This window comes from Streptomyces antnestii (assembly GCF_004005495.1).
Classification (GTDB): domain Bacteria; phylum Actinomycetota; class Actinomycetes; order Streptomycetales; family Streptomycetaceae; genus Streptomyces; species Streptomyces antnestii.
In genome coordinates, this window is the sequence record NZ_RZYA01000006.1 from 110,823 (window position 1) to 136,351 (window position 25,529).

Genomic DNA, 25,529 nt, shown 5'->3' on the forward strand with positions numbered 1-25,529 from the left:
AGGTGACGGTATGTCCGATCGGTATGGGACGCGACCACGCGGGGTCAGCGCGGTACGCGGACCACGCCCTCCTGGATCACGGAGATCGCGAGCTGTCCGTCGCGGGTGTAGATGCGGGCCTGGCCGAGGCCGCGCCCGCCCGACGCCGAGGGCGACTCCTGGTCGTACAGGAGCCACTCGTCCGCGCGGAACGGCCGGTGGAACCACATCGCGTGGTCGAGCGAGGCGCCCACGACGTCGCCCACGGCCCAGCCCCCGCGCCCGTGCGCGAGCAGCACGGAGTCGAGGAGCGTCATGTCGGAGACGTACGTGGCGAGGCAGACGTGCAGCAGCGGCTCGTCGATGACGCCGTCGAGCTTGCCGTTGGTGCGGAACCAGACCTGCGAGCGCGGTTCCTTCGGGGTGCCGACGCTGCCGAACGGCGGGGCGTCCACGTACCGCAGGTCGACGGCCTCGCGCGCTTCGAGGAGGCGCTCGGCGACGCCGGGCTCGACGAACGCGTCGGCGTAGCGCGGCAGGATCTCGGCGGCGGTGGGCAGCGTCTCCGGGTCGGGCGCGGGCGGCATGGCGGCCTGGTGCTCGAGCCCGTCCTCGTACGTCTGGAAGGACGCGGAGAGGTGGAAGATCGGCTGGCCGTGCTGGACGGCGACGACGCGGCGCGTGGTGAAGGAGCGCCCGTCGCGGATCCGGTCGACCGTGTAGACGATGGGCGCGCCGGGGTCGCCGGGGCGCAGGAAGTACGCGTGCAGCGAGTGCGCGTGCCGCTCCGCGGGGACGGTGCGGCCGGCGGCGACGAGCGCCTGGGCCGCGACCTGGCCGCCGAAGACCCGGGGGACGACGGCGGAGCGGGACTGCCCGCGGAAGATGTCCTGCTCGATCTGCTCCAGGTCGAGCAGATCGAGCAGGGACTTCAGTGCCTGATTCATACAGCCAGTTCTACAGAAGGCGGAGGGACGGGCGGGTTACAGGCCCATGTCCTTCGCGATGATCGTCTTCATGATCTCGCTGGTGCCGCCGTAGATGCGGTTGACGCGGTTGTCCGCGTACAGGCGGGCGATCGGGTACTCGTTCATGAAGCCGTAGCCGCCGTGCAGCTGGAGGCAGCGGTCGATGACGCGGTGCGCGACCTCGGTGCAGAACAGCTTGGCGCTGGCGGCCTCGGCGGGGGTCAGCTCGCCCGCGTCGAGGGCCTCGAGAGCGCGGTCGGCGACGGCCTCGGCGGCGTCCACCTCGGCCTGGCAGGCCGCCAGCTCGAACTTGGTGTTCTGGAAGGAGGCGACGGGCTTGCCGAAGACGGTGCGCTCCTGGACGTACTCCTTGGCGAACCGGACGGCGGCCTTGGCCTGCGCGTAGGCGCCGAAGGCGATGCCCCAGCGCTCGGAGGCGAGGTTGTGGCCGAGGTAGTAGAAGCCCTTGTTCTCCTCGCCGAGGAGGTCCTCGACGGGGACCTTCACGTCGACGAACGCCAGCTCGGCGGTGTCTGAGGTCTTCAGGCCGAGCTTGTCGAGCTTTCGGCCTATGGAGTAGCCCTCGGACTTGGTGTCCACCGCGAAGAGGGAGATGCCGTGGCGGCGGTCCTCGGCGGTGGGCGCGTCGGTGCGGGCGCAGACGATCACCTTGTCGGCGTGGACGCCGCCGGTGATGAAGGTCTTGGCGCCGTTGAGGACGTAGTGCGTGCCGTCCTCGGAGAGCTTGGCGGTGGTCTTCATGCCCGCGAGGTCGGAGCCGGTGCCCGGCTCGGTCATCGCGAGGGCCCACATCTCCTCGCCGGAGACGAACTTCGGCAGGAAGCGCTTCTTCTGCTCGTCGGTGGCGAGCATCTTGATGTACGGGAGGCCGAGCAGCACGTGCACGCCGGAGCCGCCGAACTGGACGCCCGCGCGCGAGGTCTCCTCGTACATCACCGCCTCGAACTTGTACGAGTCGATGCCGGCGCCGCCGAACTCCTCGGGCACGCGGATGCCGAAGACGCCGAGCTCGGCGAGCTTGTAGTAGAAGTCGCGCGGGGCCTGTCCGGCCGCGAACCACTCGTCGTAGACGGGCACGACCTCGGCCTCGATGAAGGCGCGGATGGTGTCCCGGAACGCCTCGTGGTCCTCGTTGAAAACGGTACGGCGCACGACCTGCTCCTTCGGGTACGGCTGCAACGGCATCACTGCACGACTAAGCGCTTGCTCAGACTTACGTTACCCGCCAGTTAGCGGGAGCGTCCAGAGACGTGCGTCACGCCGGGGCAGGACCCTCAGGCCGCCTCGAAGGCTCCCCTCGCCATGCGGTGCAGCAGGCCCGCCGTCGCCTCGCGGCCCGGCAGCGCGCCGGGCCTGCCCAGGTGCGGGGTCGAGTTGAGCAGGCCGAAGACGGCGTGCACGGCCGCCCGCGCGGGCTGCTCCGGCAGGCCCGGATACGCCTCGCGGACCGCCGTCACCCACAGCTCGACGTACTGGCGCTGGAGCTGGCGCACCAGCTTGCGGTCGCTGTCGCGCAGGCGGTCCAGCTCACGGTCGTGCAGGGTGATCAGGGGGCGGTCGTCGAGGGCGAAGTCGATGTGCCCCTCGATGAGCGAGTCGAGCAGCGCGCCCGGGTCGCCGCCGTCGGACTCGGCGACGCGGCGCTTGCCGCCGGTCAGGAGCCGGCCGCTGATGCCGACGAGGAGTTCGGCGAGCATCGCGTCCTTGCCGGCGAAGTGCCGGTAGAGCCCGGGTCCACTGATGCCGACCGCGGCACCTATCTCGTCGACGCCGACCCCGTGGAACCCGCGCTCGGCGAAGAGCCGCGCGGCCTCCTTGAGGATCTGCTCGCGGCGGGTGGGGGCGTCGGTTCTGGTGGCCATGGACGTAATTCTAGACAGCGACGTTAGCGGTCGTTAACCTGAAGGAAACGCGTTAACGCTCATTAACCGAGCGGGAGCGCCGAAGCGAACCGATGCGCGAGCCGAACGAGGGGACTGCGCGATGCAGGAGGCACCGGAGCTGACGAGCGCGGCCGATCCCGCGTCGGAGGCCTGGAAGGCCAACGAGGCGGCGCACGAGGCGCTGGCCGACGAGCTGCGCGGCAAGCTGGCCGCGGCCCGGCTCGGCGGCGGTGAGCGGGCCCGCGCCCGGCACACCGCGCGCGGCAAGCTGCTGCCGCGCGACCGCGTGGACACCCTGCTCGACCCGGGCTCCCCGTTCCTGGAGCTGGCGCCGCTCGCGGCCGACGGGATGTACGGGGGCGAGGCCCCGGCCGCCGGGGTGATCGCCGGGATCGGCCGGGTCAGCGGCCGCGAGTGCGTGATCGTGGCGAACGACGCGACGGTCAAGGGCGGCACGTACTACCCGATGACGGTGAAGAAGCACCTGCGCGCGCAGGAGGTGGCCCTGGAGAACCGGCTGCCGTGCGTGTACCTGGTGGACTCCGGGGGCGCCTTCCTGCCGATGCAGGACGAGGTCTTCCCCGACCGCGAGCACTTCGGGCGGATCTTCTACAACCAGGCGCGGATGTCCGGCGCCGGCATCCCGCAGATCGCGGCGGTCCTCGGCTCGTGCACCGCGGGCGGGGCGTACGTCCCGGCGATGAGCGACGAGGCCGTGATCGTGCGCAATCAGGGCACGATCTTCCTGGGCGGCCCGCCCCTGGTGAAGGCGGCGACCGGCGAGGTCGTGACCGCGGAGGAGCTGGGCGGCGGCGAGGTCCACTCCCGCGTCTCGGGCGTCACGGACCATCTCGCGGAGGACGACGCGCACGCGCTGCGCATCGTGCGCACGATCGTCTCGACGCTCCCGGAGCGCGGCCCGCTGCCCTGGTCGGTGACGCAGGCGGTGGAGCCGAAGGTCGACCCGGCCGGGCTCTACGGGGCGGTGCCGGTCGACTCGCGCACCCCGTACGACGTGCGGGAGGTCATCGCGCGCGTGGTGGACGGCTCACGGTTCGCCGAGTTCAAGTCGGAGTTCGGGCAGACGCTCATCACCGGCTTCGCCCGGATCCACGGCCACCCGGTCGGGATCGTCGCGAACAACGGCATCCTGTTCTCCGAGTCCGCCCAGAAGGGCGCGCACTTCATCGAGCTGTGCGACCAGCGCGGCATCCCGCTCGTGTTCCTGCAGAACATCTCCGGCTTCATGGTCGGCCGGGACTACGAGGCGGGCGGGATCGCCAAGCACGGCGCCAAGATGGTCACGGCCGTCGCCAGCACCCGCGTACCGAAGCTGACCGTCGTCGTCGGCGGGTCGTACGGCGCGGGGAACTACTCGATGTGCGGCCGGGCCTACTCGCCGCGCTTCCTGTGGATGTGGCCCAACGCCAAGATCTCCGTGATGGGCGGCGAGCAGGCCGCCTCCGTCCTCGCGACCGTCAAGCGCGACCAGCTGGAGGCGCGCGGCGAGACCTGGCCCCCCGAGGACGAGGACGCGTTCAAGGCGCCGATCCGCGCCCAGTACGAGCACCAGGGGAACGCCTACTACGCGACGGCCCGGCTCTGGGACGACGGCGTGATCGACCCGCTGGAGACCCGGCAGGTCCTCGGCCTCGCCCTGACCGCCTGTGCCCACGCGCCGCTGCCGGAGAAGTCCGGCGGCTTCGGCGTCTTCCGGATGTGAGGGGAGGGACCCCAATGAGCACCTTGAGCACCTTGAGCACCTCGATGAGCACCCCGATGAACACGAGCATGTTCGACACCGTTCTTGTGGCCAACCGCGGCGAGATCGCCGTCCGCGTCATCCGTACGCTGCGGGCCCTCGGTATCCGTTCGGTCGCCGTGTACAGCGACGCGGACGCGGATGCCCGGCACGTGCGGGAGGCCGACACCGCGGTCCGTATCGGGCCGCCGCCCGCCGCCGAGAGCTATCTGTCCGTGGAGCGCCTGCTCGACGCGGCGGCCCGCACGGGCGCGCAGGCCGTCCACCCGGGCTACGGGTTCCTCGCGGAGAACGCGGGATTCGCGCGGGCCTGCGCCGACGCCGGCCTCGCCTTCATCGGGCCCTCCGCCGACGCGATCTCCCTCATGGGCGACAAGATCCGCGCCAAGGAGACCGTGAAGGCGGCCGGCGTCCCGGTCGTGCCCGGCTCCTCCGGCAGCGGGCTCAGCGACGGCCAACTGGCCGACGCGGCACGGGAGATCGGCATGCCCGTGCTGCTCAAGCCGTCCGCGGGCGGCGGCGGCAAGGGCATGCGTCTGGTCCGTGACGAAGCGCTGCTCGGCGACGAGATCGCGGCCGCGCGGCGCGAGGCGCGCGCCTCCTTCGGCGACGACACGCTGCTGGTGGAGCGCTGGGTCGACCGCCCCCGGCACATCGAGATCCAGGTCCTCGCCGACGCCCACGGGCACGTGATCCATCTCGGGGAGCGCGAGTGCTCGCTCCAGCGCCGCCACCAGAAGATCATCGAGGAGGCGCCCAGCGTCCTGCTCGACGAGCCCACGCGCGCGTCGATGGGCGAGGCGGCCGTGCAGGCGGCCCGCTCGTGCGGGTACCGGGGCGCGGGCACGGTGGAGTTCATCGTGCCGGGCAACGACCCGTCGTCGTACTACTTCATGGAGATGAACACCCGCCTCCAGGTCGAGCACCCCGTCACCGAGATGGTCACGGGCATCGACCTGGTGGAGTGGCAGCTGCGGGTCGCGGCCGGTGAGCAACTGCCGTACACGCAGGACGACATCACGCTCACCGGGCATGCGGTCGAGGCCCGGATCTGCGCGGAGGACCCTTCCCGCGGGTTCCTTCCCTCCGGCGGCACGGTCGTCTCGCTGCGCGAGCCGCAGGGCGACGGGGTGCGCACCGACTCGGGCCTGAGCGAGGGCACGGAGGTCGGCAGCCTGTACGACCCGATGCTGTCGAAGGTCATCGCGTACGGGCCCGACCGTGCGACGGCGCTGCGCAGGCTGCGCGCGGCGCTCGCGGACACGGTGACGCTCGGCGTGCCGACGAACGCCGGGTTCCTGCGGCGGCTGCTCGCCCACCCGGCCGTGGTGGCGGGCGAGCTCGACACCGGGCTCGTGGAGCGCGAGGTGGACGGCCTGGTCGTGAGCGAGGTGCCGGCGGAGGTGTACGAGGCCGCCGCCGCGGTTCGCGAGAGCGCCCTCACGCCGTCGGGATCCGGCTGGACCGACCCCTTCTCGCAGCCGAACGGCTGGCGCCTGGGCGGCACTCCCGCGCCGCTCGCCTTCGACCTCAGGGTGCCCGGGCACGAACCCGTCAGACAGGGCACGAGCGGCACCCACACCGTCACCGCGGACCGGGTCACCGTCCACGTGGACGGGCTCACCCACACCTTCCACCGGGCCGGTGACTGGCTCGGCCGGGACGGCGACGCCTGGCACGTGCGGGACTTCGACCCGGTGGCCGACTCGCTGACCGGCGCCGCACACTCGGGCGCGGACTCCCTCACCGCGCCGATGCCCGGCACGGTCACCGTGGTGAAGGTGGCCGTCGGCGACGAAGTGGCGGCCGGGCAGAGCCTGTTGGTGGTCGAGGCGATGAAGATGGAACACGTCATCTCCGCCCCGCACGCCGGCACGGTCGCCGAGCTGGACGTCACACCGGGGACGACCGTCGCGATGGACCAGATCCTCGCGGTCGTCGCCCCGCACGAGGAGATGACGGCATGAGCGCCCCCGTACCCACCGCCCTGCCCATGGTCGTGCCCGCCCAGGACCTGCCCGCCCGCGTGCGGATCCACGAGGTCGGCGCGCGTGACGGACTGCAGAACGAGAAGGCGATCGTCCCCACGGAGGTGAAGGCCGAGTTCGTGCACCGGCTCGCGGACGCGGGGCTCACCACCATCGAGGCGACCAGCTTCGTGCACCCCGAGTGGGTGCCCCAACTGGCCGACGCGGAGGCCCTGTTCCCGCTCATCCAGGACATCGGGTCCCGCCCCCACCTGCCCGTCCTCGTGCCGAACGAGCGGGGCCTCGACCGGGCGCTCGCGCTCGGGGCGCGCCGCGTCGCCGTGTTCGCCAGCGCCACGGAGTCCTTCGCCAAGGCCAATCTGAACCGGACGGTGGACGACGCGCTCGCCATGTTCGAGCCGGTCGTGACGCGTGCCAAGGCCGGGCGGGCGCATGTGCGCGGCTATCTGTCCATGTGCTTCGGGGACCCCTGGGAGGGCGCCGTCCCGGTCCACCAGGTCGTCCGGGTCGCCAAGGCCCTGATGGACATGGGCTGCGACGAGCTGAGCCTCGGCGACACGATCGGCGTCGCGACGCCGGGCCACGTCCAGACGCTCCTGGCCGAGCTGAACGAGGAGGGTGTGCCGACGAACGCGATCGGCGTGCATTTCCACGACACGTACGGCCAGGCCCTGTCCAACACGCTCGCGGCGCTCCAGCACGGAGTGACCACCGTGGACGCCTCCGCGGGCGGCCTCGGCGGCTGCCCGTACGCGAAGAGCGCCACCGGAAATCTCGCCACCGAAGACCTCGTGTGGATGCTTCAGGGCCTCGGCATCGAGACCGGGGTCGACCTCGGCCGTCTCACCGCCACCAGCGCGTGGATGGCCCAGCAGTTGGGCCGGCCGAGCCCGTCCCGCACCGTCCGTGCCCTCTCCCACCAGGAGCAGTAGAACGATGGACCACCGTCTGAGCAGCGAGCACGAAGAACTCCGGCGCACCGTCGAGGAGTTCGCGCACGACGTCGTCGCCCCCAAGATCGGCGACTTCTACGAGCGCCACGAGTTCCCGTACGAGATCGTGCGGGAGATGGGCCGGATGGGCCTGTTCGGGCTGCCGTTCCCGGAGGAGTACGGCGGGATGGGCGGCGACTATCTGGCTCTCGGGATCGCCCTGGAGGAGCTGGCGCGGGTCGACTCGTCGGTGGCGATCACACTGGAGGCCGGGGTCTCCCTCGGCGCGATGCCGGTCCATCTGTTCGGGACCGAGGAGCAGAAGCGGGAGTGGCTGCCACGGCTGTGCTCTGGTGAAATCCTGGGCGCGTTCGGCCTGACCGAGCCGGACGGCGGCTCGGACGCGGGGGCGACGCGGACGACGGCCCGGATCGACGAGTCGACCGGCGAGTGGGTGATCAACGGCACGAAGTGCTTCATCACCAACTCCGGTACGGACATCACGGGTCTGGTCACGGTCACGGCGGTCACCGGCCGCACGCCCGAGGGCAAGCCGCACATCTCCTCGATCATCGTGCCGTCGGGAACGCCGGGCTTCACGGTCGCGGCGCCGTACTCGAAGGTCGGCTGGAACGCGTCGGACACGCGGGAGCTGTCCTTCGCCGACGTCCGGGTCCCGGCGGCGAACCTCCTCGGCGAACAGGGCCGCGGATTCGCGCAGTTCCTCCGGATCCTGGACGAGGGCCGGATCGCGATCTCGGCGCTCGCGACGGGGCTCGCGCAGGGCTGCGTCGACGAGTCGGTGAAGTACGCCAAGGAGCGGAAGGCGTTCGGCCGGAACATCGGCTCGTACCAGGCCATCCAGTTCAAGATCGCCGACATGGAGATGAAGGCGCACACGGCCCGGCTCGCCTGGCGGGACGCGGCGTCGCGCCTGGTGAGCGGGGAGCCGTTCAAGAAGGAGGCGGCGCTCGCCAAGCTCTACTCGTCGACGGTCGCGGTGGACAACGCGCGCGAGGCCACGCAGATCCACGGCGGCTACGGGTTCATGAACGAGTATCCGGTGGCCCGTATGTGGCGTGACTCCAAGATCCTGGAGATCGGCGAGGGAACGAGCGAGGTGCAGCGGATGCTGATCGCACGGGAGTTGGGGCTTACGGGCTGACGCGCTGAAGGGCTTACGGGCTGACGCGCCGAAGGGCTCACGGCGAGCACAGTGAAGGGCTCGGGCTGAGGCGGGCCGCTGGACAACCCGGGATCAACTTAGGTTAGGTTAACCTAAGTCATCCCGGCCAGCGGCCTGGCCTCCGTTCGTCACGAAAGCAGCCACCGTCATGCACCGAGCCCGTCTCACCAGCCCCTCACGACGCGGCATCCTCGCCGCGGGCGGCGCACTCGGCCTCGGCGCCGCACTCGCCGCGTGCGGCGCCGACTCCAAAGACAGCGGCTCCAAGGACGGCGGCGCAGGCACCGGAGCCGGCAAGGGCGCCAGGTCCGGCCCCTGGTCCTTCAAGGACGACCGCGGAAAGACCGCGAAGGCCGACAAGGTCCCGGCGAACATCGCCGCGTTCACCAGCGTCGCCGCCGCCCTGTGGGACTACGGCATCGAGTGCAAGGGCGTCTTCGGCCCGACGAGGACCAAGGACGGCAAGGCCGACGTCCAGGCCGGCGACATCGACGTCGACAAGGTGACGATCCTCGGCAACGCCTGGGGCCAGTTCAACATCGAGAAGTACGCGGGCCTCGCCCCCGACCTCCTCGTCACCACCGTGTACGACACCGCCGGCACCCTGTGGTCCGTCCCCGAGGACTCCAAGGACAAGATCCTCGGGCTTGCCCCGAGCGTCGGTATCTCCGTCTACGACCGCCAGATGACGCGGCCCCTGGAGCGCCTGCTCGCGCTCGCCGAGTCGCTCGGCGCCGACGTCAAGGCCGCCAAGGTCGTCAAGGCCAAACAGCGCTTCGAGGCGGCGGCCGCCCGCCTGCGCAAGGCCGCCAAGGCGAACCCCGGCATCAGGGTCCTCGTCGGCTCCGCGAGCCAGGACATCTTCTACGTCTCGGGCACGAACCTCTCCGCCGACCTGGAGTACTTCAAGTCGCTCGGCGTGAACTTCGTCGAGCCGTCGGAGGCGGCGAAGAAGGCGTCCGGCGGCTGGTTCGAGAACCTGAGCTGGGAGAACATCGACAAGTACCCGGCCGACGTCATCATGATGGACAACCGCACGGCCACCATCCAGCCCGCCGACCTCGACAAGGACAAGGCCACCTGGAGGAAGCTGCCCGCGGTCAGGGCCGGCCAGGTCGTCCCGCGCGTCACCGAGCCCATCTACTCCTACGCCAAGTGCGCCCCGGTCCTCGAAGACCTCGCCGAGGCCATCGAGAAGGCCAGGAAGGTCGGCTGACGTCATGACGGCCACCGAGCCCGCCCCGTTCCGGTTCTTCGACCTCCAGGTACAGCGGACGCGGCGGCTCGGCCCGTCGCTCCAGCGCGTCACCTTCACCGGTCCCGGCCTGCCGGAATTCCACGCCGGGGGCCGCGACCAGAGCCTGTCGCTGTTCCTGCCCCGGCCGGGCCAGAGCGCCCCCGTGCTGCCACCGGTCGAACCCGGCGACGACGGCCGCGCCTGGCACAGCGCGTACCGGGCACTGCCGGACCACGTGCGCGCGGTGATGCGCTCGTACACGGTCAGCGCGCAGCGCCGCGACCCGGAAGAACTCGACATCGACTTCGTCCTGCACCACGACGGGCCCGGCGGCGCCGGGCCCGCCTGCGTATGGGCCGGGGCCGCGCGGGCCGGCGACCGCGTGACGGTGCTCGGCCCGGCGGTCGCCGACAACACCGCCGTGCGCTGCCGGCCCCCCGAGGGCGCCGACCACCTCCTCATGTGGGGTGACGAGACCGCCATGCCCGCCGCCCTCGGCATCCTCGCCTGGCTCCCGGCGCACCTGCCCGCGCACGCCTGGCTGGAGGTCCCGCACCGCGCGGACATCCCGGACGTGAAGATCCCGGACCACGCCCGCGTCACCTGGCTCGTACGGGACGAGCATCCGCCCTCGGCCCTGGAGGCGATCAGCGCCGCCGAACTCCCGCATGCCGCAAGCCCGTACGCCTGGCTCGCGGGCGAGTCCGGGGCGATGAAGGAGCTGCGCCGCCATCTCGTGCGTGAACGCGCCTACGACAAGCGGTCGGTGACGTTCGTCGGCTACTGGCGCAAGGGGCTCAGTGAGGACGGGCTGCGCGTCGCCGGGGCACGGGAGGCGGCCACGGAGGGCTGAGCGGACGGCAGGTTCCGGCCAGGGGTGAGGGGCGGGGTCGCACGCGTAACTTAGGTTAGGCTAACCTAAATACAGCGTTCCGGCCTCGCCCCTTTCCCGCGCCGCCCCGTCCGCACGCTGCCCCTCCCACCCGCATTCCCGCCCCCACCCGGAGGACCGTCCATGCGCTCGCACCTGCTCAACGACACGACCGCGGAGCACTACCGCTGTTCCGTGACCGAGGGAATCGAGCGGGTGGCGGCCAAACTCGCCACCACCGACCGGCCGTTCACCGGAATCACCGTCCACGACCTCGCGCACCGGATCGACGCCGTCGACCTGGACACTCCCCTCCTGGACACCACGGCCGCCCTGGACGAGCTCGAAGAGGTCTACCTCCGCGACGCCGTCTACTTCCACCACCCGCGCTACCTCGCCCACCTCAACTGCCCCGTCGTCATCCCGGCCGTACTCGGCGAGGCCGTCCTCTCCGCGGTCAACTCCTCCCTCGACACCTGGGACCAGTCCGCCGGCGGCACCCTCATCGAGCGCAAGCTCATCGACTGGACCACCGGACGCATCGGCCTCGGCCCCGCCGCCGACGGCGTCTTCACCTCCGGCGGCTCCCAGTCCAACCTCCAGGCGCTGCTCCTCGCCCGCGAGGAGACCAAATCCGGACGCGGCGACCACGCCGAACGCCCTACGAACATGCGGGTGTTCGCCTCCGAGGTCAGCCACTTCAGCGTCAAGAAGTCCGCGACCCTGCTCGGGCTCGGCCCCGACGCCGTGGTCACGATCCCCGTCGACCGCGACAAGCGCATGCAGACCGTCGCCCTCGCGCGCGAACTGGAGCGCTGCCGCGAGAACGGCCTCACCCCCATGGCGGTCGTCGCCACCGCCGGCACCACCGACTTCGGCTCCATCGACCCGCTCCCCGAGATCGCCGAGCTGTGCGACCGGTACGGCACCTGGATGCACGTCGACGCCGCCTACGGCTGCGGGCTGCTCGCCTCCGTCCGGAACCGGCACCTCCTCGACGGCATCGAGCGCGCCGACTCCGTCACCGTCGACTACCACAAGTCCTTCTTCCAGCCCGTGAGTTCGAGCGCGGTCCTGGTCCGCGACGCGGCCACCCTGCGGCACGCGACGTACCACGCCGACTACCTCAACCCGCGCCGCATGGTCACCGAGCGCATCCCCAACCAGGTCGACAAGTCCCTCCAGACGACCCGCCGCTTCGACGCGCTCAAGCTGTGGATGACGCTGCGCGTGATGGGCGCCGACGGCGTCGGGCAGCTCTTCGACGAGGTGTGCGACCTGGCCGGGCGGGCCTGGGAACTGCTCGCCGCCGACCCCCGCTTCGACGTCGTCGTCGAACCGAGGCTCTCCACCCTCGTCTTCCGCCACATCCCGGCCGGCGTCACCGACCCCGCCGAGATCGACCGCGCCAACCTGTACGCCCGCAAGGCCCTGTTCGCCTCCGGCGAGGCCATCGTGGCGGGCACCAGGGTGGGCGGCCGCCACTACCTGAAGTTCACCCTGCTCAACCCCGAGACCACCGTGGACGACATCTCCGCGGTCCTCGACCTGATCGCCGACCACGCCGAGCAGTACCTGGGAGACATCCTTGACCGCGCCAGTTGATTTCATCGGTATCGGGCTCGGCCCCTTCAACCTCGGCCTCGCCTGCCTGACCGAACCGATAGCCGAACTGAACGGCGTCTTCCTCGAGTCGAAGCCCGACTTCGAGTGGCACTCGGGGATGTTCCTCGAAGGCGCCCACCTCCAGACCCCGTTCCTGTCGGACCTCGTCACGCTCGCCGACCCGACGTCCCCGTACTCCTTCCTCAACTACCTGAAAGAATCAGGGAGGTTGTACTCGTTCTACATCCGCGAGAACTTCTATCCGCTGCGGACCGAGTACAACGACTACTGCCGCTGGGCCGCGGCCAAGCTCACCGGCGTCCGCTTCGGCACGACCGTGACCCAGGTGACCTACGACGACGCCGACGGCCTCTACGTCGTCCGCACCGAAGGCGGCGCGACCTACCGGGCACCCCGCCTCGTCCTCGGCACCGGGACCCCGCCGCACATTCCCGAGGCATGCCGGGACCTCGGCGGCGACGCGATCCACAACTCCCGCTATCTGCACCACAAGGCGGAGCTCCAGCGCAAGGACTCGATCACGCTCGTCGGCAGCGGCCAGTCCGCCGCCGAGATCTACCACGACCTCCTCGGCGAGATCGACGTCCACGGTTACCGCCTGAACTGGGTGACCCGCTCCCCGCGCTTCTTCCCCCTCGAATACACGAAGCTGACCCTGGAGATGACCTCCCCCGAGTACGTGGACTACTTCCACGCGCTGCCGGAGGAGACCCGCTACCGCCTGGAGACCCAGCAGAAGGGCCTCTTCAAGGGCATCGACGGCGACCTCATCAACGAGATCTTCGACCTGCTCTACCAGAAGAACCTGGCAGGCCCCGTCCCCACCCGCCTGCTCACCAACTCCGCGCTCACCAGCGCGCGTCACGAGAACGGCACGTACACGCTCGGGCTGCGCCAGGAGGAGCAGGGCAAGGACTTCGAGCTCCGCACCGACGGCCTCATCCTCGCCACCGGCTACCGGTACGAGACGCCCGCCTTCCTCGAACCGGTCCGCGACCGGCTGCGCTGGGACAGCCGCGGCCGGTTCGACATGGCCCGCAACTACTCCGTCGACACCACGGGCCGCGGCGTCTTCGTGCAGAACGCCGGCGTGCACACCCACTCGATCACCTCGCCGGACCTCGGCATGGGCGCGTACCGCAACGCGTACATCATCGGCGAGCTGCTCGGCACCGAGTACTACCCCGTAGAGAAGACCATCGCGTTCCAGGAGTTCGCCGCATGAGCCGCACGAGCCGCACGAGCCCTTCGGGTTTCGCCGTCCGCACCCTCGACCCCCTCAAGGACGCCGAGCTCGTCCACGGCTGGGTCACCCACCCCAGAGCCGCGTTCTGGCTGATGCAGGACGCGAGACTGCAGGACGTGGAACGCGAGTACATGGCGATATCCGCGGCCGCCCACCATGACGCGTACATCGGTGAACTCGACGGCGTGCCCGTTTTCCTGATGGAGCGTTACGACCCGGCGCACGTCGAACTGGTGGGCCTGTACGAGCCCGAGCCGGGCGACATCGGCATGCACTTCCTGGTCGCCCCCACCGACACACCCGTCCACGGCTTCACGCGCGCCGTCATCACGGCCGTCATGGCCCACCTGTTCGCGGACCCGTCCGTGCGGCGCGTCGTGGTCGAGCCCGACGTGCGCAACGAAGCCGTGCACGCCCTGAACGAGGCCGTCGGCTTCGTGCCCGAACGCGAGATCCAGAAGCCCGAGAAGAATGCGCTGCTGAGCTTCTGCACGCGCGAGCAGTTCGAGGCCGCCACCGCAGCGAGCGCCACCGCAAGGAGCGCCGCATGACCTTCGCCGACACCGTCGCCCACCTCTCCCCCGAGCGCTGGGCGCGGGCCAACCGCCTGCTGATACGCAAAGCACTCGCCGAGTTCACCCACGAGCGGCTCCTGACGCCCGAGCCGCTCGGCGACGGCCGGTACGCCGTGCGCTCCGACGACGGCGCCACCGAGTACCGCTTCGCCGCGCGCCGCCTGCGCCTCGACCACTGGCAGGTCGCCGCCGACTCCGTCACCCGCCACCGCGACGGCACCGAACTCCCCCTGGACGCCCTGGAGTTCCTCACCGAGTTCCGGACCTCCCTGGGCCTGAGCGACGCGATCCTGCCGGTCTATCTGGAAGAGATCTCCTCCACGCTCTCCGGCACCTGCTACAAGCTCGCCAAGCCGCCCGTCACGTCCGCGTCGCTCGCCCGCGACGGCTCCTTCCAGGACATCGAGACGGGCATGACCGAGGGCCACCCCTGCTTCGTCGCCAACAACGGCCGGCTCGGCTTCGGCGTCCACGAGTACCTGTCGTACGCCCCCGAGACCGCGAGCCCCGTCCGGCTGATCTGGCTGGCGGCGACCCGCGAGCGGGCCGCGTTCACGGCGGGCGCCGGCCTCACCTACGAGTCCCTGCTGCGCGCGGAGCTCGCCGAGGAGACCCTGGCGCGCTTCGCCGCCACCCTCACCGGCCAGGGCCTGGACCCCGACGACTACCTCCTCATCCCCGTCCACCCCTGGCAGTGGTGGAACAAGCTGTCGGTCACCTTCGCTGCCGAGATCGCGGAGCGCCGCCTCGTCCTGCTCGGCGAGGGCGACGACGAGTACCTGGCCCAGCAGTCGATCCGCACGTTCTTCAACGCCAGCGACCCGGCCAAGCACTACGTGAAGACCGCCCTGTCCGTCCTCAACATGGGCTTCATGCGTGGCCTGTCCGCCTCGTACATGAAGGACACCCCCGCGATCAACGACTGGCTGGCGCAGCTCGTCGAGAACGACCCCGTCCTGAAGGCGACCGGCCTCACCGTCATCCGCGAACGCGCCGCCGTCGGCTACCGGCACCTGGAGTACGAGGCCGCCACCGACCGCTACTCGCCCTACCGGAAGATGCTCGCCGCCCTGTGGCGCGAGTCCCCGGTCCCGTCCCTGGCCGAGGGCGAACGGCTCGCCACGATGGCGTCACTGCTGCACGTGGACGAGGACGGCCACTCGCTCGCGGCGGCCCTGATCGAACGCTCGGGCCTCACACCCGCCGAGTGGCTGCGCCCCTACCTGCGGTCGTACCTCACGCCGCTGCTGCACAGCTTCTACGCGTACGACCTCGTGTACATGCCGCACGGCGAGAACGTCATCCTCGTACTCGGCGAGGACGGCACGGCGCGGCGGGCGATCTTCAAGGACATCGCCGAGGAGATCGCGGTGATGGACCCGGACGCGGTGCTTCCGCCGGGAGTGGACCGCATCCGCGTCGAGGTCCCGGACGACCGGAAACTGCTCTCCATATTCACGGACGTCTTCGACTGCTTCTTCCGTTTCCTGGCGGCGAACCTGGTGACGGAGGGCGTCCTCGACGAGGACACGTTCTGGGACGCGGTCGCCGAGTGCGTTCGCGACTACCAGGACTCGGCACCCCAACTGGCCGACAGATTCCGGCAGTACGACCTGTTCGCACCGGAGTTCACCCTGTCCTGCCTCAACCGGCTCCAGCTGCGCAACAACGAGCAGATGGTCGACCTCGCGGACCCGTCGGGGGCGCTCCAGCTGGCCGGGACACTGCGGAACCCGATCGCGTAGCCCTCTCATGGACGGAGTGGGGCTCCCCAGGGCGGTCCCTGGGGAGCCCCACTCGCCTGCCGGTGTCCTAGCTCGCCGGCCAGGGCACCTGCGTCGACTTGTAGTAGCCGATGCCGAGCGCGTCCCAGCGCGGACCCTGCGCCGCGAGCCGCACCTTGTACGTGTTCCAGTCGTGCGTGGCCGCGGGCGACCAGCCGAGTTCGGCGACACCGGGCAGCCTCGGGAAGGCCATGTAGTCGATGTCCGCGGACGTGGAGATCGTCTCGGCCCACAACGGCGCCTCGACGCCTGCCACGGCCGACGCGGGCGCGCCCGGGAGGTAGTTGCCCGGGTTCCAGTCGTAGGAACGCTGGACCTCGACGTACCCGGCCCAGGCGAGACCGAGCTTGGTGTCCTTGTTGTACTTCATGTCGAGGTAGGTCCGGTCGGCGGGCGAGATGACGATTCCCGTGCCCGCCCGCGCGGCCGCCGCGACCTGCGCCTTCTCGGCGGCGCTGGTGCCGTCGAGACCCCAGTACTGGGCGAGGGCGCCCTTGATCGGGGTGGCGGCGGTCAGCTGGTGCCAGCCGACCACGGTCTTGCCGTACTTGGCGACGATCGGCTGCACCTTGTTCATGAAGGTGACGTAGTCGTCGTGGCTGGTGGAGTGGGCCTCGTCGCCGCCGATGTGGATGTACTTGCCCGGGGTGAGGGCGGCCAGTTCACGGATGACGTCGTCCACGAAGGTGTACGTGATCGGCTTGTTGACGCACAGGGAGCTGAAGCCGACGTTCGTACCGGTGTAGAGGGGCGGCGCCACGCCGTTGCAGTTCAGGTCGGCGTACGAGGCGAGCGCCGCGTTCGTGTGGCTCGGCATGTCGATCTCGGGCACGACCTCCAGGTACCGCGAGGCGGCGTACCGGACGATCTCCTTGTACTGGTCCTTCGTGTAGTAGCCGCCCCGGCCGCCGCCGACCTGCGTGGACCCGCCGTACGTGGCGAGCCTCGGCCAGGAGTCGATGGCGATGCGCCAGCCCTGGTCGTCGCTCAGGTGCAGGTGCAGCTTGTTGACCTTGTACAGGGCCAGTTCGTCGATGTAGCGCTTGACCTGGTCCACGCCGAAGAAGTGCCGGGAGACGTCGAGCATGGCGCTGCGGTAGCCGTACCGGGGGCTGTCTTCGATGGTGCCGCCGGCCACCGGCCAGGGGCCGGCCTGCGCGGTCTTCTTCTCCACCGCGGCCGGCAGCTGCTGGCGCAGGGTCTGCACGCCGTGGAAGAGGCCGGCGGCCTCGTGCGCGGTGATGGTGACGGCGCCGGGGCCCGATTCGAGCCGGTAGCCCTCGGCCCCCAAGTCCTTGTCCGTACGGCTGAGTTCGAGCCGTATGCCGTCGGGGCCGCCCTGGCCGATGACGGGCAGCTCGTAGCCGGTGGAGGGCCGGAGCACCCCGGCGAGATAGCCGGCGACCCGCCGCGCCTCCTTCGAGTCCTGCTCGACCCGTATGCGCGTGTCCGGGGTGATCGCGTACCCGGGTCCGCCCGCCTCGACCTTGGCCGGAGCGGGGACGACCTGGCCGAGCGGGGTGGCGGCCTGCGCCGGGGACGCGTCCTGGGCGGGTGCGGCGCCGACGGCGGACACCCCCGCGGCCGCGACGAGCAGCAGCGACCCGAACAGATGGGTGGTTCTGCGGCGCTGCTTCTGTTGCTGTCTCACAGGCAGTCCCTTCGACGAGCGACGAGGTACATCTGTGCAACGGAGCAGTCACCATGAGTACCGTCCGCCCCACGAGGGGTCAAGGGTGTAGACCAATCCTCGCGGGGCGGACGGGGAAAATCCGGCGTCGGGCGTCAGCCCTGGCGCACCTTGCGGGCGATCACGAAGCGGTCGATCTCCTCGCCGGTCTCGGCCAGGCCGCGCACCGTCAGCTTCGCGGTGCGGCCGGCCGGCGCCGGCTCCACGTCGACCCGCAGGAACGAGTAGTTCGTGTACCGCACGCGCGACCAGTCGACGGTGACGTTCTTCTTGCTGCCGTCGCGCTGGCCCACGTACGACGTGAACGGGTCGATCTTCTTCTCGTGGCCCTCGTACGTGTCCTCGACGGGGAACGCGTAGAGGCTCCGGCCCGCCGCGCCCGCGGTCACGTAGACGACACCGTCGGTCTCGGGGTACGCCGTCCCGCCGATCGGCAGCTCCTTGGTGACCCGGTCACCCTTGAGGACGTCGGTCCGCTCGTAGACGTGGTTGTGCCCGTTGATGACCAGGTCGACGGTGTACTTCTCGAACAGCGGCACCCACTCCTTGCGCACCCCGCCCTCGGAGGCGTGCGCGGAGGCGGTGCAGTACGCGCAGTGGTGGAAGAAGACGACGATGAAGTCGATGTCGCCGTCGGCGCGGAACTTCTTCAGCTGACCCTCGAACCACGTGGTCTGCGTGCCGCCCGAGAGGCCGAGGTTGGCCGGGATCTCCCAGGACACGTCGTTCGCGTCGAGCGAGATGACGGCCGTGTTGCCGTGCACGAAGGAGTAGGCGCCGGGCAGGTTCTTCGCGTCGGGGCCGTTGTCCGGCAGGGTGAAGCGGGCCTGCTGGCTGCCGTAGCCGTGCGGCGCGTACCAGGCCTCCATGTCGTGGTTGCCGTACGAGACCATCCACGGGACCTGCTTGGCGACGGTCTCCGTCTGGGCGAGGAACTGGTCCCAGGTCCGGGCGTCGAACGTGTCACTGGTCTGGCCGGAACCCGACGGGTCGGCGTAGGCGATGTCGCCCGCGTGGAGGTGGAACGCCGGGTTCTGGGCCAGGATCAGGGCGTCGTTGGCCAGCGCGTGGTAGCTGACGCCCTGGTCGCCGAAGGCGGTGAACGTGAAGGGCTCGCTGCGCGAGGGCGCCGTCGTGAACGTGCCGAGCGTGCCGGCCAGGTGCGCGGCCGCCGGGTCGAAGCCGTCGTGGCCGACGCCGTAGTAGTAGGTGGTCCCGGGACGCAGCCGGGTCAGCTGGGCGTGCAGGTAGTACTGGGTGTGGTCGCTGCCCGTGCCGACGCCGGCCGGCGTGTAGAGCGGCCTGACCTCGGCCGCGATCTTCCGCGACAGGTCCCAGGGGTGGGCGCCGACGCGGATGTAGGGGTTCTTGACGGCGACCGGGACCTGCCAGGAGACCGTCATCTCCGTACTGGCGTCGGTGCCGTAGGCGAGGTGCCGGGCGAAGGGTGCGACGAGCGCGCCGTCGACCTTCTGGGCGGCCGGTACGTAGCCGGGGGTCCGCCCGGTCTGTGCGGGGACGGCGGCGCGGGCCGCGCCCGGCACGAAGGCGCCGCCCGTGATCGCGCCGAGGGTGACGGCGCCGCCGCGCATCATCGTGCGGCGGGAGAACTTGCTGCGCAGGTACTCGTGCTGCTCGGCCATGCTCATCTTGTCGGCGAGCTGCTCGGGTACGCCCATGCGGGGAATGTCCATGGCCCCAAAAATTGCCCGGGTCACCCTTCCCTGCCGGATACGCCATGTGAACGCCCGCGGAACAAGCGGCATGGCGGCGCTCAAACCTTGCTCACAGGCGCCCCGAAATGCTCAGCGCCCCCACTCGATGACGCACCCTTGCCCGATATCGGGCAGAATTCTTGCGAACGGTCCCCTCTTCCTCCAGGATCATCCGGGTGCACGACGAACTTGTTGATCATCTGACGCGCAGCTCACCCCTGAACCGGGGCGAGGCACTGCGGGTGATCCAGGACGTGCTCGCCTACTTCGACGAGACGACCGAGGTGTTCGTCCGTCGCCGCCACCGCGAGCTCCAGGGCCAGGGCCTGGTGAACGCGGAGATCTTCGAACGGATCTCGGCGGACCTGAAGTACCGCGCGGTCGCGCCGCCCGAGCTGTCCCTGCGGCAGCTCCGGCGCATCGTCTACGGCTAGAGGGGATCAGTCACATATGTGCGGAATTGTCGGTTACATCGGTAAGCGTGACGTGGCTCCGCTGCTCCTTGAGGGGCTGCAGCGTCTGGAGTACCGCGGCTACGACTCCGCGGGCGTCGTCATCACCGGCCCGAAGGCCACCGGCCTGAAAATGGTGAAGGCCAAGGGCCGTGTGCGCGACCTGGAGGCCAAGGTCCCCAAGCGCTTCACCGGCACCACCGGCATCGCCCACACCCGCTGGGCCACCCACGGCGCCCCGAGCGACGTCAACTCGCACCCGCACCTCGACCCCGAGAACAAGGTCGCGGTCGTCCACAACGGCATCGTGGACAACGCCCAGGAGCTCCGCGCCAAGCTGGAGGCCGACGGTGTCGTCTTCGCCTCCGAGACGGACACCGAGGTCATCACCCACCTCATCGCCCGCTCCGAGGCCGACACCCTCGAGCAGAAGGTCCGCGACGCGCTCAAGGTCATCGAGGGCACCTACGGCATCGCCGTGATGCACGCCGACTTCAACGACCGCATCGTGGTCGCCCGCAACGGCTCCCCGGTCATCCTCGGTATCGGCGAGAAGGAGATGCTCGTCGCCTCCGACGTCGCCGCGCTGATCGCCCACACCCGCCAGGTCGTCACCCTCGACGACGGCGAGATGGCCACCCTCAAGGCCGACGACTTCCGCACCTACACGACCTCGGGCGCCTCCACCACGGCCACCCCCGAGACCGTCGAGTGGGAGGCCGCCTCGTACGACATGGGCGGCCACGACACGTTCATGCACAAGGAGATCTCCGAGCAGCCCGACGCGGTCGACCGCGTGCTGCGCGGCCGGATCGACGACCGCTTCTCCACCGTGCACCTGGGCGGCCTGAACCTGGACCCGCGCGAGGCCCGCACCATCCGCCGTATCAAGATCCTCGGCTGCGGCACCTCGTACCACGCCGGCCTCATCGGCGCCGGGCTCATCGAGTCCATGGCCCGCATCCCCGCCGACGCCGAGCCGGCCTCGGAGTTCCGCTACCGCAACCCGGTCGTGGACCCCGACACCCTCTACATCGCCGTCTCCCAGTCCGGTGAGACCTACGACGTGCTCGCCGCCGTCCAGGAGCTCAAGCGGAAGGGCGCCCGCGTCCTCGGCGTCGTCAACGTCGTCGGCTCCGCCATCGCCCGCGAGGCCGACGGCGGCATGTACGTCCACGCGGGACCCGAGGTCTGCGTCGTCTCCACCAAGTGCTTCACCAACACGGTCACCGCCTTCGCGCTGCTCGCCCTGCACCTGGGCCGCGTCCGCGACCTGTCCGTCACCGACGGCAAGCGGATCATCGAGGGCCTGCGCAAGCTGCCCGCGCAGATCGAGGAGATCCTCAAGACCGAGGAGCAGATCAAGGAGATCGCCGCGGAGTACGCCGGCGCCCAGTCGATGATGTTCATCGGCCGTGTGCGCGGCTACCCCGTCGCCCTGGAGGCCTCCCTCAAGCTGAAGGAGATCTCCTACATCCACGCCGAGGCGTACCCGGCCTCCGAGCTGAAGCACGGCCCGCTCGCCCTGATCGAGCCCGCGCTCCCCACGGTCGCGATCGTCCCCGACGACGACCTCCTGGAGAAGAACCGCGCCGCCCTGGAGGAGATCAAGGCCCGCTCGGGCCGCATCCTCGCGGTCGCACACCAGGAGCAGGCGAAGGCCGACCACACGATCGTCGTCCCGAAGAACGAGGACGAACTCGACCCGATCCTCATGGGCATCCCGCTCCAACTCCTCGCGTACCACACGGCATTGGCCATGGGCCGAGACATCGACAAGCCCCGCAACCTGGCGAAGTCGGTCACGGTGGAGTAGTAGAGGCGTGATCGGGGCGCTCCGTCGACAAGGCGCCCCGATAAGGGGCGCGGGGAACTGCGCGACCAGCCCCCACGCCGCCGCACCCGACACCGAACCAAGAACGGGTCCCCGCACGCTCCACCAAGCGTGCGGGGACCCGTTCTTACATGGGCGGGCCGGGACGCCCAGACCCGGCCCCAGCTGTCAGCCGGCGGCCGTCACCCCCCGGCCGGCAGCGCGCCCAGGCATGGCCGTAGGCAGATGCCCCATCGCGGCGGTAGCCGAGTACCACGCGAGCAGCCCGCCCACCGCGGCGAACCAGCCGCCGACCTTGGCGAGCCCCGCCGTGCCACCGAAATCGGCCACGGCCATCAGCAGCAGCGCCACACACAGCGCCCCGTACGAGGCCCGCACCATGGACCCGGAACCGGCGGCGCCGAGCGTCAGGCTCAGCGCGAGCATCGCGAAGAGAAGCGTGAACAGCCCTTGCGCGTTGGCCGACATGGCGTTGCCGGCCGTGACTCCCCAGGTGAACCAGAACGCGCCGAGCGCGGCGAAGGCCGTGCCCGTCGACACGTCGTCGGCGCGGTAGGCGAGCAGACCGGCGACGAACAGGGCGACGCCACCGACGTACGTCGCGAGGGATACGGCATTCGCGGCCGTCACACCGCTGATGACTTCGGTGTGACCGAGGCCGAAGGCCAACAGGGTGAGTCCGAGGGCGAGATGGCCGAGAGTGGAGGTGTTGCTTCCCGCGGAGACGTCTTTGTCCACGGCGGGCTCCCTTCGTGCGGGTGCAGTTGTGCTGCGCGCGTGTAACTGGGCCCTGCGTTTGGTCCAGCGACCTTTATGTACCCTTCACAAGGGCACAAAGCACCTCTACGCGCGAGTAGGATTTTCCATCTCGCCTGATAGCGCGGGGAGTTACGGGATGACGATGACGGGGCGTCGGGCGCGCCGCGCCAGCCGGCCCGCGACCGAGCCGAAGATCCGGCCGACGATCCCGTGCGTGGAGCCGACGACGATCGCGTCGGCCTCGTACTCCCGGCCGACCTCTTCGAGTTCGTGGCAGATGTCGCCGCCGCGCTCCACCAGAATCCAGGGCACTTCGGACAGATAGTCCGCGCAGGCCAGTTCGAGTCCGAGCACCTCGGTGCGGTGGTCCGGTACGTCGACGAAGACCGGCGGCTCGCAGCCGGCCCACACCGTGGTGGGCAGCCGGTTCGCGACATGCACGATGATCAGGCCGGAGCCCGAGCGGTGCGCCATCCCGATGGCGTAGGCGAGGGCCCGCTCACTGGAGGTCGAGCCGTCGAAGCCGACGACCACCCCGTGCTTGAAGGCGGGATCGCAGGACTGACGTGTTTCTTCCGCCGCCTGGGGGGTCGCCGTGGGATCGGCGACCTGCCGCTTGCGGTCCGCGGGTTCAGGGAATTCGTGACCGGCCATGAGTGTCTCGGCGATTAGTTCCTCTGGATCCTCGGCGGATCCTCTGTGGAGGGACGACAGGGAGCGGCGGAGCTGTGTCCGGGAATCATCTTCCCAACCGCATACCCCCAAGGGTACGGCGACACTCCTCCTCTGCCCAGAGTCGTCTGCATGGTTCAGCGCACGCTCCGCGGCGTTCAGGGGAGCATGCCCGAGGCCGCGCCCGTATGGCAATGGTTGCTGCCTCGTACAGACGGTTTGGGTACGGTTCGGGCGGCCCCGGACCGGGCGAGTGACCGGCCGGACTACCACGCGTTGAACGTGCGTACCCACAGCAACAGGGAGCGCACTGTGCCCGGACCGCCCATCGTGTACCCGTCCGCCCCCGCCCGGAGCGACCGGCGGCCGCCCGAGGGAGCGCGCGAGGGCGGGCGGGCCTGCGGCACGGAGCCCCGGCCGCGGGAGGCACGGGAGACGCCAGGCCTCGCCGGCCCCGCCGGGCCCGACAGTGTGAGCGATGTGGTCCGCTGGGCCGCGTTCAGCTGCGTCCTGGTGCCGGTCGTCCTGGTGGGGTACGGGACCTCGCTGGCCGGGGCGGCGGGGGCGGCCCTGGGCCTGGCCGCGGTGACGGGGGTCTGCCGGGTGCTGCTGCGGCGGTCGGAGCGGGGCGCCGCCCGGCCGCGTCCGGAGCCGACGCGCGGCCACGGGGGCGAGCGGGGAAGGACGGTGCCGGGGGCGCGCGGGGGCGGTCGCCGTGGCGGGGGATGTGCGCCGGGGGACTGACTGAATTCCGCGCACTACTGCGTACATTTTCAGCCAACTTCACCCGGCCGTGCATTTCTTGCCGCCATCGCCCCCCAACGCCCGTGCCACCAGGCCCGAAAGGACCGTAGAAGGCGCTTGCACCCTACGGGGACCGGCCACCGAGTTGAGGCGCACTTCCCTGCAAGGCCCGTCAGTGCCACGCTTCGTGATCGAAAGCTTCACGCCAAGTTGCCATGTCGACAATGTGCCGGATCCTCAACTGGTCACGACGGGACCACCGGACACAGTAGATTCGATCATGACTGTCCATCGGCGGGGGACTCTGCAGGACCGAGGGGAAACGTGCTGGAGCGACAAGCCCGTCACACGAGTAAGGGCGACGCGACCACCGAGGGGGGCTTAGCGGGATGAGCCACGACTCCACTGCTGCGCCGGAGGCCGCAGCTCGGAAGCTTTCCGGGCGACGCCGCCGGGAAATAGTCGCGGTGCTGCTGTTCAGCGGCGGACCCATCTTCGAAAGTTCCATTCCGCTCTCCGTGTTCGGCATCGACCGCCAGGACGCGGGGGTCCCCCGTTACCGGCTGCTCGTGAGCGCGGGTGAGGAGGGGCCGCTGCGCACGACGGGCGGTCTCGAGCTGACCGCGCCGCACGGGCTCGACGCGATCTCGCGGGCGGGCACGGTCGTCGTGCCCGCGTGGCGGTCGATCACGTCGCCGCCCCCGGAGGAAGCCCTCGACGCGCTGCGCCGCGCGCACGAGGAAGGCGCGCGCATCGTCGGCCTGTGCACCGGCGCCTTCGTACTCGCCGCCGCCGGCCTGCTGGACGGCCGCCCGGCGACCACCCACTGGATGTACGCGCCGACCCTCGCCAAGCGCTACCCGTCGGTCCACGTGGACCCGCGCGAGCTCTTCGTGGACGACGGCGACGTCCTGACGAGCGCCGGGACCGCGGCCGGCATCGACCTGTGTCTGCACATCGTGCGCTCGGACCACGGCAACGAGGCGGCCGGCGCGCTGGCCCGCAGGCTCGTGGTCCCGCCGCGCCGGAGCGGCGGCCAGGAGCGCTATCTCGACCGGTCTTTACCGGAGGAGATCGGCGCGGACCCGCTCGCCGAGGTCGTCTCATGGGCCCTGGAGCACCTCCACGAGCAGTTCGACGTGGAGACCCTGGCCGCGCGCGCCTATATGAGCCGCCGCACCTTCGACCGCCGCTTCCGCTCACTCACCGGGAGCGCTCCCCTGCAGTGGCTGATCACCCAGCGGGTGCTGCAGGCCCAGCGGCTCCTGGAGACCTCCGACTACTCGGTCGACGAGGTCGCCGGGCGCTGCGGCTTCCGTTCGCCGGTCGCCCTGCGCGGGCACTTCCGGCGTCAGCTCGGCTCGTCCCCGGCCGCGTACCGCGCGGCGTACCGGGCGCGCAGACCGCAGCAGGAGAAGCCGGTGGAGGTCGCGGCGGTTCCGGGGCCGGAAACCCCGGTCCCGGCGCAGACACGGCGGACCGCGGCGGCCGGCAGCTACCCGGGCCCCACCGCCTCACTGCCGACAGAACCAGGCAAACCGGGCTCGGACGCGTATGCGGCGGGGCGCGCGAGTCTGCCCGGTCCGAGGAGCGCGCCGTAGGGTT

Annotated in this window: 21 protein-coding genes; 14 read left to right on the plus strand and 7 right to left on the minus strand. The window is 70.5% G+C overall.

The genetic code is table 11. The features are described 5' to 3' along the window. Nucleotides 1-44: 44 nt before the first annotated feature. From EOT10_RS15020 to EOT10_RS15030, 3 genes are all read right to left on the minus strand, one after another. Nucleotides 45-926: an acyl-CoA thioesterase gene (locus EOT10_RS15020; RefSeq protein WP_127828697.1), complete on the minus strand. Its 882-nt coding sequence runs from the start codon at nt 924-926 to the stop codon at nt 45-47. A 36-nt stretch (nt 927-962) separates the two neighbouring features. Beyond that, nucleotides 963-2,120: an acyl-CoA dehydrogenase family protein gene (locus EOT10_RS15025; RefSeq protein WP_127828698.1), complete on the minus strand. Its 1,158-nt coding sequence runs from the start codon at nt 2,118-2,120 to the stop codon at nt 963-965. A gap of 122 nt (nt 2,121-2,242) precedes the next feature. Then, entirely contained in the window at nt 2,243-2,830 is a 588-nt protein-coding gene (locus EOT10_RS15030; protein ID WP_127828699.1) for an SACE_7040 family transcriptional regulator, read from the minus strand. A 121-nt stretch (nt 2,831-2,951) separates the two neighbouring features. On the opposite strand from EOT10_RS15030, the gene EOT10_RS15035 reads away from it, so the two are divergent. The 10 genes from EOT10_RS15035 (at nt 2,952) to EOT10_RS15080 (ending at nt 16,019) form a co-directional block, all read left to right on the plus strand. Continuing rightward, nucleotides 2,952-4,574 carry a carboxyl transferase domain-containing protein gene (locus EOT10_RS15035; RefSeq protein WP_127828700.1) on the plus strand — a complete coding sequence of 541 codons (1,623 nt, stop codon included), beginning with the start codon at nt 2,952-2,954 and terminating at the stop codon, nt 4,572-4,574. Nucleotides 4,575-4,642: 68 nt separating this feature from the next. Further along, nucleotides 4,643-6,580 (plus strand): acetyl/propionyl/methylcrotonyl-CoA carboxylase subunit alpha, encoded by a 1,938-nt coding sequence (locus EOT10_RS15040; RefSeq protein WP_127828922.1) that lies wholly within the window; start codon nt 4,643-4,645, stop codon nt 6,578-6,580. Continuing rightward, on the plus strand, nt 6,577-7,533 hold the full coding sequence (locus tag EOT10_RS15045) for a hydroxymethylglutaryl-CoA lyase (protein ID WP_127828701.1): 957 nt from the start codon (nt 6,577-6,579) through the stop codon (nt 7,531-7,533). The genes EOT10_RS15040 and EOT10_RS15045 overlap by 4 nt, the downstream gene beginning before the upstream one ends. Nucleotides 7,534-7,537: 4 nt before the next feature. Further along, nucleotides 7,538-8,698, plus strand: a complete 1,161-nt coding sequence (locus EOT10_RS15050) for an acyl-CoA dehydrogenase family protein (RefSeq protein WP_127828702.1) — start codon at nt 7,538-7,540, stop codon at nt 8,696-8,698. Between the two features lie 169 nt (nt 8,699-8,867). Continuing rightward, on the plus strand, nt 8,868-9,935 hold the full coding sequence (locus tag EOT10_RS15055; RefSeq protein ID WP_127828703.1) for an ABC transporter substrate-binding protein: 1,068 nt from the start codon (nt 8,868-8,870) through the stop codon (nt 9,933-9,935). 4 nt (nt 9,936-9,939) lie between these two features. Then, nucleotides 9,940-10,809 (plus strand): siderophore-interacting protein, encoded by an 870-nt coding sequence (locus tag EOT10_RS15060; RefSeq protein ID WP_127828704.1) that lies wholly within the window; start codon nt 9,940-9,942, stop codon nt 10,807-10,809. Nucleotides 10,810-10,971: 162 nt separating this feature from the next. Then, nucleotides 10,972-12,432 carry a lysine decarboxylase DesA gene (gene desA, locus EOT10_RS15065; protein ID WP_127828705.1) on the plus strand — a complete coding sequence of 487 codons (1,461 nt, stop codon included), beginning with the start codon at nt 10,972-10,974 and terminating at the stop codon, nt 12,430-12,432. Further along, nucleotides 12,416-13,678, plus strand: a complete 1,263-nt coding sequence (locus EOT10_RS15070) for a lysine N(6)-hydroxylase/L-ornithine N(5)-oxygenase family protein (RefSeq protein ID WP_127828706.1) — start codon at nt 12,416-12,418, stop codon at nt 13,676-13,678. The genes desA and EOT10_RS15070 overlap by 17 nt, the downstream gene beginning before the upstream one ends. Beyond that, the gene (locus EOT10_RS15075; protein WP_127828707.1) at nt 13,675-14,250 is read left to right on the plus strand and encodes a GNAT family N-acetyltransferase; all 576 of its coding nucleotides are present in this window, start codon (nt 13,675-13,677) and stop codon (nt 14,248-14,250) included. The genes EOT10_RS15070 and EOT10_RS15075 overlap by 4 nt, the downstream gene beginning before the upstream one ends. Beyond that, complete coding sequence (locus EOT10_RS15080; RefSeq protein WP_127828708.1) at nt 14,247-16,019, plus strand: IucA/IucC family protein; 1,773 nt, start codon at nt 14,247-14,249, stop codon at nt 16,017-16,019. Before EOT10_RS15075 ends, EOT10_RS15080 begins: the two co-directional genes overlap by 4 nt. A 67-nt stretch (nt 16,020-16,086) precedes the next feature. On the opposite strand, the gene EOT10_RS15085 is transcribed toward EOT10_RS15080, so the two are convergent. Both EOT10_RS15085 and EOT10_RS15090 read right to left on the minus strand, forming a co-directional pair. Beyond that, nucleotides 16,087-17,709: a beta-N-acetylhexosaminidase gene (locus EOT10_RS15085; protein ID WP_127828709.1), complete on the minus strand. Its 1,623-nt coding sequence runs from the start codon at nt 17,707-17,709 to the stop codon at nt 16,087-16,089. Between the two features lie 134 nt (nt 17,710-17,843). Beyond that, entirely contained in the window at nt 17,844-19,427 is a 1,584-nt protein-coding gene (locus tag EOT10_RS15090; RefSeq protein WP_127828923.1) for a purple acid phosphatase family protein, read from the minus strand. Between the two features lie 212 nt (nt 19,428-19,639). Between EOT10_RS15090 and EOT10_RS15095 the strand changes: the two genes are divergently transcribed. After that, nucleotides 19,640-19,897, plus strand: a complete 258-nt coding sequence (locus EOT10_RS15095; protein ID WP_100594082.1) for a hypothetical protein — start codon at nt 19,640-19,642, stop codon at nt 19,895-19,897. A gap of 16 nt (nt 19,898-19,913) precedes the next feature. Continuing rightward, nucleotides 19,914-21,731 (plus strand): glutamine--fructose-6-phosphate transaminase (isomerizing), encoded by a 1,818-nt coding sequence (glmS, locus tag EOT10_RS15100; protein WP_127828710.1) that lies wholly within the window; start codon nt 19,914-19,916, stop codon nt 21,729-21,731. Nucleotides 21,732-21,917: 186 nt separating this feature from the next. Here the strand turns inward: glmS and EOT10_RS15105 are convergent, their stop codons facing one another. Together EOT10_RS15105 and EOT10_RS15110 are read right to left on the minus strand one after the other, a co-directional pair. Next, complete coding sequence (locus EOT10_RS15105) at nt 21,918-22,487, minus strand: GPR1/FUN34/YaaH family transporter (RefSeq protein ID WP_127828711.1); 570 nt, start codon at nt 22,485-22,487, stop codon at nt 21,918-21,920. 150 nt (nt 22,488-22,637) lie between these two features. After that, the gene (locus tag EOT10_RS15110; RefSeq protein ID WP_127828712.1) at nt 22,638-23,162 is read right to left on the minus strand and encodes a universal stress protein; all 525 of its coding nucleotides are present in this window, start codon (nt 23,160-23,162) and stop codon (nt 22,638-22,640) included. Nucleotides 23,163-23,492: 330 nt separating this feature from the next. Here EOT10_RS15110 and EOT10_RS42855 point away from each other — a divergent pair, with 330 nt between their 5' ends. Both EOT10_RS42855 and EOT10_RS15120 read left to right on the plus strand, forming a co-directional pair. Continuing rightward, nucleotides 23,493-23,924, plus strand: coding sequence for a hypothetical protein (locus EOT10_RS42855; protein WP_317617343.1), 432 nt, complete (start codon nt 23,493-23,495; stop codon nt 23,922-23,924). Nucleotides 23,925-24,313: 389 nt separating this feature from the next. Next, nucleotides 24,314-25,525 carry a helix-turn-helix domain-containing protein gene (locus EOT10_RS15120; RefSeq protein WP_127828713.1) on the plus strand — a complete coding sequence of 404 codons (1,212 nt, stop codon included), beginning with the start codon at nt 24,314-24,316 and terminating at the stop codon, nt 25,523-25,525. Nucleotides 25,526-25,529: the final 4 nt, after the last annotated feature.